General features: G+C 40.6%; 11 protein-coding genes and 1 pseudogene. 2 read left to right on the forward strand and 10 right to left on the reverse strand.

Annotation, left to right across the window (positions count from 1 at the left end):
- Positions 1-500: 500 nt before the first annotated feature.
- The 8 genes from IM477_RS12570 to IM477_RS12605 all read right to left on the reverse strand — a co-directional run bounded on the left by IM477_RS12570 (position 501) and on the right by IM477_RS12605 (position 7,768).
- Positions 501-1,301 carry a tetratricopeptide repeat protein gene (locus IM477_RS12570; protein WP_002761720.1) on the reverse strand — a complete coding sequence of 267 codons (801 nt, stop codon included), beginning with the start codon at positions 1,299-1,301 and terminating at the stop codon, positions 501-503.
- A gap of 42 nt (positions 1,302-1,343) precedes the next feature.
- Positions 1,344-1,877: a 5-(carboxyamino)imidazole ribonucleotide mutase gene (gene purE / locus IM477_RS12575; protein WP_287732006.1), complete on the reverse strand. Its 534-nt coding sequence runs from the start codon at positions 1,875-1,877 to the stop codon at positions 1,344-1,346.
- Between the two features lie 24 nt (positions 1,878-1,901).
- Positions 1,902-2,624: a Uma2 family endonuclease gene (locus IM477_RS12580; RefSeq protein WP_287732007.1), complete on the reverse strand. Its 723-nt coding sequence runs from the start codon at positions 2,622-2,624 to the stop codon at positions 1,902-1,904.
- A gap of 257 nt (positions 2,625-2,881) precedes the next feature.
- Positions 2,882-6,241: a helicase-related protein gene (locus IM477_RS12585; protein ID WP_287732009.1), complete on the reverse strand. Its 3,360-nt coding sequence runs from the start codon at positions 6,239-6,241 to the stop codon at positions 2,882-2,884.
- A gap of 17 nt (positions 6,242-6,258) precedes the next feature.
- A complete protein-coding gene (locus IM477_RS12590; RefSeq protein WP_002763455.1) occupies positions 6,259-6,654 on the reverse strand; it encodes a type II toxin-antitoxin system VapC family toxin in 396 nt (131 codons plus the stop codon).
- A gap of 11 nt (positions 6,655-6,665) precedes the next feature.
- The gene (locus IM477_RS12595; RefSeq protein ID WP_069474553.1) at positions 6,666-6,908 is read right to left on the reverse strand and encodes a hypothetical protein; all 243 of its coding nucleotides are present in this window, start codon (positions 6,906-6,908) and stop codon (positions 6,666-6,668) included.
- A gap of 129 nt (positions 6,909-7,037) precedes the next feature.
- A complete protein-coding gene (locus IM477_RS12600) occupies positions 7,038-7,364 on the reverse strand; it encodes a XisI protein (RefSeq protein WP_002734933.1) in 327 nt (108 codons plus the stop codon).
- Positions 7,340-7,768, reverse strand: a complete 429-nt coding sequence (locus IM477_RS12605) for an element excision factor XisH family protein (RefSeq protein WP_002776212.1) — start codon at positions 7,766-7,768, stop codon at positions 7,340-7,342. The genes IM477_RS12600 and IM477_RS12605 overlap by 25 nt, the downstream gene beginning before the upstream one ends.
- A 225-nt stretch (positions 7,769-7,993) precedes the next feature.
- On the opposite strand from IM477_RS12605, the gene IM477_RS12610 reads away from it, so the two are divergent.
- Both IM477_RS12610 and IM477_RS12615 read left to right on the forward strand, forming a co-directional pair.
- Positions 7,994-8,182: a type II toxin-antitoxin system HicA family toxin gene (locus IM477_RS12610; protein ID WP_069474552.1), complete on the forward strand. Its 189-nt coding sequence runs from the start codon at positions 7,994-7,996 to the stop codon at positions 8,180-8,182.
- A complete protein-coding gene (locus tag IM477_RS12615) occupies positions 8,183-8,488 on the forward strand; it encodes a hypothetical protein (RefSeq protein WP_158201572.1) in 306 nt (101 codons plus the stop codon).
- A gap of 305 nt (positions 8,489-8,793) precedes the next feature.
- Here IM477_RS12615 and IM477_RS12620 read toward each other — a convergent pair whose 3' ends face one another.
- Positions 8,794-11,850, reverse strand: a complete 3,057-nt coding sequence (locus IM477_RS12620) for an Eco57I restriction-modification methylase domain-containing protein (protein ID WP_287732011.1) — start codon at positions 11,848-11,850, stop codon at positions 8,794-8,796.
- Positions 11,851-12,040: 190 nt separating this feature from the next.
- Positions 12,041-12,314, reverse strand: a pseudogene (locus IM477_RS12625) (Uma2 family endonuclease); the annotation flags it as partial.

Genomic DNA, 12,314 nt, shown 5'->3' on the forward strand with positions numbered 1-12,314 from the left:
AAACTACTCTAGCATACTAAAGTTAAATTGGCAACTATAGATTAGAGTTATTCTTAGTCGTGCTTCGCTGTTCTATGCTGGCGGAACTTTTCATCTCCGAGGTGAAACCGAGAGATGAAAAGCCGACATTATAGGTAAAAAAGGCAATTGCAGATACAGCAGTTATCTTAATGGTAAGGTACAAAGTTTTCTTTTTGGGGAACGGGGAACAGTAGCTGGTCGTCCAGAAATGATAGCAAATTAATTAGTTTACACTTCATCTCTTAGGGGTGGTAGTGACAGTGGCGGTGTCAAAGTTGCAAGTTTCTGTATTTAACCCCACCGGAGTTGGGGGAGCCGGATCTGGGTCGAGGAAGTTTGAGCATTTGTACTAAAATTTCCCCGACGCAGTTTAAATGCAGTACAACCCAGCACATCTCAATTGTATTTTAGTCGCGGATTTCAGGATAATTGGCCTCTCAGTCCCGCTACTGCGAGAAAAATTGCTATTTAGTCCTTCTTTACTTTAAGTTAAGAAACTTATCTAAGGCTAGAACCATATTTGGCGGCCAACGTCGCACGCTTTTTACCCAATCGAGGTCTTGATAGCGGGTATCCATGCCGACGGCGGCTACCCAATTGCTTTCCGCCTCTCCCTGTTGTCCTTGAGTCCATAAAACGGCGCTTAAGGCCGCTCTGACATCGGGAAACATGGGGTATTTGCGGGCAATATTCCGCATTTTTTGGACTGCTTCTGGATATCTGCCCAATTCGTACAGGGCCAGAGCCAGATTAGCTTGCGCCCAGGCAAAATTCGGGGCTAGTTGGGTAGCTTGGCGATAGTCTTTGACGGCGGCTTCCCAGTCCCCTAAACCGCCTTCGGCGTTGCCGCGATTGTTATAGGCAAAGGCATCATTGGGATCCAGTTCTAAAACTTTATTATAATCGGCGATCGCTTCTTGATATTTGCCTTCTCCCTCTAAAGCGGTGCCGCGATTGAGGTAGGGATCGGGGGCATCGGGGGCAATGGCGATCGCTTGGTTAAAATCAGCGATCGCATCCTCTAATTTATTGAGACTGACTCTGGCATTGCCGCGATTACTCCAGACGGCGGGATTAGTGGGGAATTTGGCGACTAATTGGGTCCAATAGCTTTCGGCCTGGGCGTAATCCCCTTTTTCTGTGGCTTCTAGGGCTTTTTCGGCGATAACTTCCCCTTCTCTAATCTGTTCTTCGCTAATAGTCGGGCTATCGGCATAAGCCGCTATGGGTAGGGCAAAAAAGAGCAATAGACTCAATACACAAGCGGTGATCCAACGCATAATTACTTCATAATTTGTTACTTAATCTTTTCTCAATCTACCCTACTTAGGTGAACTCTGCTCTAGATAGTCTTGATAGCCTAGTCGTTGAAGATTGCTTTGTTTTTCGAGGACGGAATCGGTGAGGGATTGACGATAGGCGATAACTTGCTCTAAAAGATCGGCATTACCGGTGGCGAGAATTTGAACCGCTAAAAGTCCGGCATTTTTGGCATTACCGATCGCCACCGTGGCCACGGGAATGCCTGCGGGCATCTGTACAATTGAATAGAGAGAGTCTAACCCTTGTAAAGTGCGCGTGACTACGGGAACCCCAATCACGGGTAAGGGGGTTAAAGATGCCACCATCCCGGGTAAATGGGCAGCGCCGCCGGCTCCGGCGATAATCACTTTTATTCCCCTCTTATGAGCGTTTTTGGCGTATTCAAACATTTTTTCGGGGGTACGATGGGCCGAGACAATGGCGACTTCGTGGCTAATCTGAAAAACCTCTAAAACTGCGATCGCTTCTTTCATGGTGGGTAAGTCGGAATCACTGCCCATAATTACACCCACTAGGGGCGATGCTGTCACCATAGTTACTAGAAAATAATATTTCCCCTAAATTGTATCGGGATCGATGCCTAATTCTCGCAATTTTTGGGCCAATTTTTCTTTAGCTTGTCGTTCCCTTTCTTTCTCTAAAAGAGCCTGTTCTTTCTCTAAAATAGCCTGTTCTTTTGCCTGTCGTTGCTGTAACTCAGCTTCTTGAGGAGTGGGGACTAATTGACCATCGGCGGTAAAATAACGCAGTTTACGGTCAAATATGCCTAAATATAATCCTAACTGTTCACTCCATAAATAACCTTGGTCATTGGGAGAAATGGCTTGATATTGTCCCTCAATTAGTCTAAATCCTTGCAATTCTAAAGTATTGGGATCGAACCAAAAATAATTAGGAGTGCGAAAGGTATTCTGATAGAGAATTTTCTTGTTATTGCGGTCAATATTGGCCGTAGAATCGGAGAGAATCTCGACAATTACATCTGGATATTTACCCTGTTCTCCCCAAACTACCCAACTTTTGCGGGGACGCTTTTCGGTATCTAAAACCACAAAAAAATCAGGACCACAGAAATCGCGCTTTTTTAGTTGTTCCTCGTTGTAGTAGATGGTTAGATTTCCCGAAGCGTAGTAATCACTCCTCTCGCGCCATAATAATTCTAGACAACTAAGGAGAATGATGATCTGTTGCAGATGTAGATCACTTTCCAATGGTGGTTCATCACTCCATAAATCTGTGGGGGGATAGGTGACATCTGGGATAATGTCTAGGGCTGTCATGACTTTTTCCCGGTATTTTAGGATTGATTAATTATAGCTTTTTACCACTACTTTAGAGATGGTGCAGGGGGATTTTTGCCCCTAACTTAATTCTAGACCTTGACCGATCGCCTTCCGGACTTTATCCTAGCGCCATCGACACTTATCGATGGTAGAAAAGAAACCCCACCTTTAATCTACATGGGGACAAAAGACTAATTATTATTTGATTGTAATGGGGGTGAGGGACAAGGACAGGGCGATTGCTAACGCCGTTTCTAAACTAAAGCCTGACTGCAAATAATGATGGGAATTGGTTGCTCCTCACCTTGCAAGCGGCGGCGATCTAACCAGTCCCGCATCTCATGTTGGCTGTATAATTTCTTCAGTTCGCTAAACAAAGCTTCTCCTGTCAGGCTACGGCGCTTAATCAGGTTTAACTCGCGCTTGAGTACAGTGGTAATCGGTTGGCGAAAGGCCTGTTCTAATAGGTTAACCTGCTTGCGGATTTCTTCATCCTGCGTGGTTTTGAACAGCAGTCCCAATTCTCGCAAGATGTATCGCTGTGCTTGAGTCAAGGAACGGCTGTACTCCCGTTCAGATTGGCGGTGCTGGACTTCTTGGGCAAATTTAACCTTGACTTGCATGACTGCTTGGTTGTAATTTTTGGGCAGCGGCAGTGATGCTTCTTCTGGGTTGGTTTTGAGCATTCCTAAAATGCGGGCAATATCTTTGGATCTGATCTCTCCCCGTTCATCGAGCCAATATAATTGCTGGTAGCCCTTCCAATCTTTGCGGTTAGGATAAGAAGCTTCACAGAAGACAATTATGCCCTTATTGAGAGAAAAGCGAGCCGTTCGGATGCCGTGAGGCAGGTTAGCTATCCGTTCGTATTCAGCCGGATTTTCTCTGTGGAGTTGTCTGAGAATTTCTTCGGCTTCATTGAGGTCGAGAAATTCTCCCTCATCTTCAAACAAACTTAATTGATGGCTGCCACTTTTTTCATAAATCGCATACATAGCCTCTTCGTTAAGCTGTTCCGTTGGGTCAAGAATTGCCGCATCCTCACCGATGGTTTCATGAATTTCTTGAATGCGGTTTTTGAGTTTTTGTCGTAATCCTAGATTCCGCTCTAATCCCGTCTCTGGGAGAAAATTAAAGCCGTAAACCACATCATTCTCGCTGCCAATCCGATCAATCCGACCAAACCTTTGAATAAGTCGGACGGGATTCCAATGCAGGTCATAATTAACAATCAGGTTGCCATCTTGTAGGTTTAAACCTTCGGCTAAAACATCGGTAGCAATTAAAGTCTTGATTTCCGACTCTCCCTGTTGTAATTTATAGTATTTGTTGGCTTTGGGGGCAAATCTTCCCACTACCCGCGCCTTATTTTTATCGCCACTGTAGATGACTTCTAGATCGTCTCGATCGCCGTTAGGATTGAGGTTTTGATATAAGTAAGAGGCGGTATCAGCATACTGAGTAAAAATGAGGCACTTGCTATCTTGCAGCGGAGGTTTATTCAACCAATTTTTGAGAGTTTGTAATTTCGCATCTTTGTCTGGGGTAATTGGCTCAACTAAGTGCAAAATTTTCTCTAGCAATTGGATGTCATGCTCAAGATGTTTCTGTAATATTGTGGCATCAAAATCAGCTATATCATACTTCCCAGATGCCTGACGCAAAGCATCGATAATGTCTTGTTCTTCCCCATTGTTTGGCTCATAGAGAATTGCCTGAGCTTCTTCTCCGGCGGGGATAATTCCTTGGCGTAAAGCTTCTCGAAAGCGTTGATGGACTTGCAGTAATTTCTTAACAGTTTGTTGGAAGGCATAAACGCTAGATTCAAAGCGTTTGAATAACAGAACTCGCATCAGTCCTCTTAGATTTGCCCCCCCAGTTTGTAAACTGAGTAATGGTTCTTGTTTGCGCTTATTTGGTAATACATAATTTCCCAAACCATAACGAGCATAGCAAAGTTCATTTTTACGAGGGTTGGCCGGTTGCCGTTGGCGAGATTTCCCTAAATATTGGCGCAGTTCTTGATAAAGTCCTTGATAGGTATCTTCAATACTATATTCAATGGTTTGTAGTTCTCTTTTGGGAAAGAACTGATGCTTACCACCCACAATAACGTAAGCGCGTTGATTTCCGTTTAAATAATCCTTGAAATTGTCTGAATCTACGGGTTTATGAGTCTTGGCATCAAAGCCATACCAGCGCAAAATGTGGTTGCGAGTGCGCCGGATCAAGATGTTAGATAACAAGTCAGGTAACTGTTTTTCCCCTTTCTCTACTAATCTAAAATACTCTTTTAGATCGGGCGGATCTATGGGTAAATCTGTCTTATCATCTTGATGAAAGAGCCTAATCTGATGGTAAATATCCCAAGCACTTTTATTGCGAGGAGTTGCTGTTAAAAAACAGCATTGTCTCCCGGCGGCTAAAAAGGCTTCGACGATTTTATATCTTTGGGTTGCGGCATTCCGCAGGTTATGACTTTCATCAATTAAGATAAAATCTCGATCTTTGTATTTAAAATCTTCTAATAAAACTCTGATGCCACTGGTTTCATCTTCCCGCAGCAATCCCATCGATAAAACGCGGGCGTTAAGTTGATAAATTTCGTTGTAGCGTTCCCACATTTCCACCAGTGGCGCTGGACAAATAATGAGGGGGCGGGCTTTTTCCACTTGTTCAAAGCGTTTGACAATGGCAGCACCAATAAAGCTTTTTCCTAGTCCTACCACATCGGAAACGAAACAACCTCCGTACTCGCGGATGAGTTTGATCGCTTGGTTAACTGCTACTTTTTGAAAGTCTGCTAGTTTCTCGGTAATTTCGTTATCTATCATCATGTCGCTGGCAGTTTCTTCTGTCAATCGATCGCGCACGAGCATATAGAGAGTTTTCATATAGATGTCGTAGGGACGTACTGGCATCATCGCCCAAGACTGTTTTAAAGACTGCATCAGTGTTTCATCAAATTCTGTTGCTTCCTGCCAAAGTTGATTGAACCATTCTGTTAAACTGGCATGATTTTCATTACCGTGAACGATAACATTAAGTTCGGTATTGTGGGAAATTCCTGATAAAGTAAGGTTAGAAGAACCAACGATAGCAAGGCCTTTTTCTTGACGTTCCAAAGGTTGTCCCTGCTGGTTATAAATTGTCCCGTAGTCGAAGATATAGGCTTTAGCGTGGAGTCGCCCTTTAGTATAAACTCGCACCTGAAGGCGTTTTTCTTCAATCATTTGAACCAGATTTTTTACTAAGGTTTCTGTTTGATCTGTTTGGTCCATCAGTTCGACGCTGGAACGAATATTGTCGGCGGTTTCTGTTGCCATCTGCTTGCGTTCTGTCCGTTTGGGGTATTCTTGTGCCTCTAGATGGTCTTTAATTAGTTCTAAGCGGCGGTAGCCTTCTGCTAATTGTTCGATGGTTTCCCGGTTGCTGGTGTTGCCAATCAGGAGGCGCATTTGTGGGATGGTGGCGAGACGAGGTGCGATCGCAGTAAAGCCGGAGAGGAAGAAGTAACCGACGGCAAAATGAGCGGCTTCTGAAGAGTGAAGAATTTGGTTGATGTTATCGACTAATTTTTGCTGGCGATTGTCGATGATGTCGTGGGTAGGCATAGTTCAATTTTTGAATTTTAGGGCTGTAACCAGTTTTCTATTACTAGATTAGAAATATTTTCAAAATGACGAGTATTATCGGTTACTAAAATATCCTGCCGAGAACGAGCAACGCTTGCGATTAAAGCATCTAACTGTCCTGTTGGTTTGCCAATTTTTCTAAGTTCAGATTGAATTTTGCCAAATTCGATTGCAGCTTGTTGATCAAAAGCTATTATCGGTAACTGGTTGGCAAATCTAGTTAATGTATCTAAGTTACGTTCTAGCTGAGTTGAGCAATAAACTCCTTTATATAGCTCCCCTAAGACTAAAGTGGACAGGTAAGATTCCTGATACTTAAGTCTAAAATGTGAAACGACCGTCAGATTCCCTTTGAGAATGGCAATACGGATGTTAGTATCCAGTAAATACATGAATTTTCGGCTTAATCATCGAATTTAATTTCCACACCTAGATCGGCATGGCGTTCTTGGTCAATTTCAGAAAAAATATCATCGAGTTCTGGTTGATTTTTCCATACTCCAATAAGAGTTTCTAAGTCTTCCCACAATAATTTTTTTTGAATTAAATTATCGGGGATTGACCGAGAAATTTTTACGCCATTAGGAAGAGATAAATCCTCTAATAGCTCGATAGTATTGCCTTTGATAATTCCTTGTATTTTCATGGTAGTTTAGGATAAAGCTTGCTCAACTAAGACGGCAGTTTCACGATCTAGAATAGAGAGAGTTTCTTGAATTAATTCTATTGGTAATTCTAATGTTTTATAATTTGTTTTTCCATTTTATTTGTACTCCTAATTAATGGCATATTCTGTGAATTTTCGTTTAAATGGAGAGTGAAATCCGATGACAATATCTGTTTTAGGAATTCCTAGTTCAACTAACTTTTCAGCCACCGAAATTTCTGTGTTGTTCTGTTGAATATAAACTTTGTTGTTAATAATATCTAAATGTAAAAGACATCCATAAATCCAATGATTATTATGCCAACCAACTTGTACTAATAAATAATGTTTTCTCAGATCGTCAAAGATTATTTCTAGGGAAATTTCACTAGACTGCTGAATTTTAGCTTGTTCTTCAATTAGGGATTTAACTAATTCACTGTAGTTGATTGCCATTCTACGATCTCCTCTATTTCAGGGTTATAGACAATAATTTTGATTTGATAATGTTCTAGAATTCTTTGAACAAAACGGCTATGACAAAACACTTCATAAGTATCATTAGGGATGGCTAAGTATAGGGTTCTATCAGGTTCAATTTCTGAAAGAGCAAAACGGTAGTTAAGATATTGTCCACAGGCTAAATGTAGTTCTGTAACAATTGAATCTCTTAAGAAACTTTTGATTTCAATGGCAACTTTTTCTCGTTCTTTTTGTGCTGCAATAACTTTTTCTGCACCTAAGTCCACATAAAAGTTAACATCTTCAAACTCTAGGGTAAAAGGATCATGGGTAATCGTCCAACCTGCTTTTATGAGTGCATTTCGGACAGCATGGTGAAAGGTATCTTTAGCTGGCATATCCTGATTTTAGCAGGTTTTCCTAATTTTAGCATCTTGTAACAATCTTAAGGTTCACAGTCTAGGAAATCCTTCTTGTTATTTCTCCTCTTCTGTGATGATTTCAGATACCCGACTTCTTTAAGAAGTTGACTTCATTTTCCATTGTAGCTTAAAGCCGTCCTAAAAGGACGGGGTTTTAAACCCAAATTTTCGATAAGATAAGTGTAGGTTAAAATTAAGGGTATGAGGGTTCGTGAGGTTATCCGTCGCCTAATTGATGATAGTTGGTTGCAAGTTTCGCAAAAAGGAAGCCATCGTCAGTTTAAACACCCTGTCAAGCTGAGTAAAGTTACCGTTCCTTGTAAACTGTCAGATGATATACCTATCGGAACTTACAAAAACATTCTACGGCAAGCTGAATTGGAGGGTTGAATGACTGAATTGAATAGTATGGTTGTGGTTAAGGATAACGCTATTGAAATAGAGCGTCAAGAAGAGTTAAAAGACTTCCTCCAAGAACAAGAACAACAAGTTCTTGAGCAATTCAAACCGGGTACATTCGGATGTCATGAGTTACTTGACAGAACAGCGATGGTTAGTGATTCCTTGGAGCGTTTTATTGTTTCCCATCCAGCTTGTGTACAAAACCCTGAATGGTACGCCCTAGCAAGACAAGCTGCTGAGGCTCTACATATTCTCTATCAAAAAGTTGGTGCAGTGCATCTTAATGGAGACTAAGGTTTTGACTAGCAAGAGAGGTTAAGTAGGTAGGTGTTAAAAACTTTCAGATCCCCCCGCCTATCGGCACCCCCCTTATCAAGGGGGGCAGGGGGGATCGGACCTAAAATCCATTTTTAACTTAATTATAACCAGCTACTTAATAAAGAAATCGAAATTGTTTTCCTCAACTTAATCTACTAATTTTGCTTAAGTATTTTTTTGTTTAACATAGTTCTGTGATGATTTCAGATACCTTTAAGAAGTCGAGTATCTGTGATGATTTCAGATACCCGACTTCTTTAATAATTCGGGTATCTAACCCCTTACAATCCATACAATGCCGCTACTCTCTCATCTATCTCTTTCTCCCATTCTTCACAGTTAACTCCTTTGGCATCTAAGCATTTTTGTACTAATTTGATGATGGGTTCTTTTTCAGATTCAGAAGCGAGAGGGATGGGTATTTTAGAAGTATAAATTGCTCTTAGCTCCAGTCGTCCTCCTTTATCTGCATCTCCCAAAGAAGAACATATATTTTTCAAATAATCCCAAACCATAGATGAATTAAGTAGCCCTAATAAATAAAGATCATTTACAGGAATAGTAAAAGTTTTGTCATTAGTAAATGCTCCCATTATATCAAAAGCAAACCTTGACTCTTTAGCAATTACAGGATAAACAATCTTAGGTTTTTCAAATTCTGCATAGTAAGCAACATTGTCTTGGATTTCATACCATTGATAACTGCCCGGTTTACGTCCTCTTGATTCCCTGCTACTACTCTTAGGCATTAAATCTAATTTCCATTGCTCTAAATATTTTTTTATAGCCGGATAGTCGTTAATATTAATTCCCCTTCTTGTAAAAATCAACCATTTATTTTGATAATTAATCCGCCATTTACGCACATCATCACCCACAGCTAAAGGTTTAATAATCTCTGCACTTTTAGGATCTTTAGCAATTAATTCTGCTCGTTTTGCACCATCAATCACAAAAGCTTGATTAAAACCAGTTTTAATACCATAATAAATCTGTCCGTTAACATACTTACTTAAAGTAATTCCCACTTTTTCCATTTTTTGCAAAATGTCAGCATTGTTACTATCTGTGAGCAACCAATTGGCTCCCTTAATCGCATCTTTTGGTAAATTCTGTCCAGTCTGTCTAATAATAGCTAAGACATCCGGATAAGGTTCTTCTAAGGATTTAACTTGAGTAAAAATCGGTAAATTACTAATTTTACTACTCTTTTGAGAGATAAAAATCATTGGGAAAGTGGCTGCGGTTGCAAAAACTGGCAATTCCCCAAAATCGGTAATACTTTTTACCTGACAAGTATCAGCGATATGCTCTCTTAACTTCTCCCCATACTTTGCCCGAAACCACTTATTAGAAGAAATAAAAGCTAACATTCCCCCAGTTTTAAGTAATTGTAAAGCTCTCGCATAAAAGAAACAATATAAATCCGATGTTCCCGTATAAACGCCCGGGTAAACCTGCTTTAAAGTTGGTTTTAAATCCTTAATTAATTCCTGTCTCACATAGGGGGGATTTGCTACCTGAATATCAAAACCTCCCTCCGCTAATACCTCGGCAAACTCCACCACCCAATCAAACCCTTTTGAGATAGCTTCCTTATCACTCGCAATCACAGAAGCACTGCCATGGGTTAATAAAGCAATCTGTTTCTTAACCTCATTAATCTCTTGCTCAAGACTTTGTTTATCACTGCCTAAATGCGCTCTTAAATACTTGGCTTTAGCTTCCCTAAACCGATGGATAAACTCCTCGCGCACCATCCCAGAACCTTGGGGATTAGGAGCAGTTAGACTATCTCCTGTTTCAATTTTAAACTTCAAATTGGGTAGCGGTGGCGGATTATCTCCCTCATATTCAACCGCTAAGGAAAGCCATAACCTTAAGCGAGCAATATTAACCGCAAAAGGATCGATATCAACTCCATAGATATTAGTTTCAATAATCTCTAACTTGCGCTGATAAACCGTTTTATAATCAATACCTTTAGTGGCAAATAAACACTGACGCAAATCTAATAACTCATGCAACATTCCCAATAAATAAGCTCCACTTCCACAGGCAGGATCACAGACTTTGACCTGTTTTAAGGTTTCTAAAACTGCCTCTGGATTCTTTAAGTTAATAGCATTATATTCGTCAACAAAAAGCTCAATCGCTTCTTTGTTTTCAGAAGTTAATTTACTGCTTAAATATCCCTTCAACGCCTCCCGACACATAAAAGAAACAATCGGTTTAGGTGTGTAATAACTGCCTGATTCATGTCTTCCCGTGACTAATTCCTCAAATACTTTTCCCAACATTTCTGGGTCCACTGCTACCTCCACATCAAGGGGTGTACTCTCAGTTACAGTGAAATTAAAATTACTAAAAAGGCCCTGTAAGATAACATCGATCGCCTGATCGGGTACTATTATATTAGGATTGCGGTCATCTTCATCCTGTTCAAATAATCCCCCATTAAGATAGGGAACTGTGCCGATTATTTGCCGAAGAAAACCACCGTTATTGATACTAATAATATCCGTTTGTTGGGGATTATTTAGTCCCGTAAAAAACAGATGAGTCAAGCGATTATGATAAAAGTTTTTGTCCGAGGTGCTGTTATCATTCTGATAATCCTGCCATAATGTTTCTAGATAGTCTGTTTGTTCGTTAAACTTCAGCCAACCCTTTTTCTGGATAAAAACAATAAACATCAGGCGATTAAATAGCTTCTGAGTAAATAGTCTTCTCTGGTCAGCATTAGGGATAGTTTTAGTAATTAATTGCTCAACTTTTTCAAAGACCGAGCGATACTGTTCAAAAAATTTCTTAGTAACTTTCTCAACATCAAAAGCTTCATCATGACGTTCCTGAATCGCTAAAGGAGACTCGGAACTAATATTATCTAAATCCAGTAAACTTAGGCGTTCTGTGGCGGTTCGTAACTGTTCCCCCGGACCCACTGTAATTCGCCGCAAGACTTGCCGTTTTTCTTGTTTAACATCATATTTAACATTGAGAAAATGCCACCGTTCTTGGTGGAAATCAGAGAAAACAAAGAGAGTGTAGGGATGGTTTTTTAGCAGTTGAGTAACGACAAGACGCTCTAAATTTAGCAGCAGTTGCTTAGAGTTGAGACGAGCATAGATAACCTGAAAATCTTCCCCCCCAGAAGCCAATAAAATTGGGTCTTCTGCTAATGCTTCTACTGCTTTATCCGGCCAATTGCGTCGGGACAGGGTTTGATTTTCTCGCTCGTAATTTAACTCAGACCAGAATAATTTTTTGAGCGCATCCAATCCTCTCAGGGATGAAAGAAGGTCATAAACTGACTGCCGAAGTTCAATATCACTCATAAGTTTTCTCACGACCTCTCATTTAGGTTTACTTTCTCTAGGTAGCTGGTTATAAATCCCCCCTTGATCCCTAGGGTTGATTCATGGCAGGGTTGATTCATGGTAGGGTTGATTCATGAATCAACCCTACCCTTAATAAGGGGGGTGTCTGATTTTAACACCTAACTATTTAGGACTTTTGCCACTTCAGTTAAATTGTATCGGGATCGATGCCTAATTCTCGTAGTTTTTGTGCCAATTTTTCCTTAGCCTGACCTTCCCTTTCTTTCTCTAAAAGAGCCTGTTCTTTCTCTAAAATAGCCTGTTCTTTGGCCAAAATAGCCTGTTCTTTGGCTAAAATAGCCTGTTCTTTTGCCTGTCGTTGCTGTAATTCCGCTTCTTGAGGAGTGGGGACTAATTGACCATTGGCGGTAAAATAACGCAGTTTACGGTCAAATATGCCTAAATATAATCCTAACTGTTCA

Source organism: Microcystis sp. M090S1 (genome assembly GCF_020246295.1).
Lineage (GTDB): Bacteria > Cyanobacteriota > Cyanobacteriia > Cyanobacteriales > Microcystaceae > Microcystis > Microcystis aeruginosa.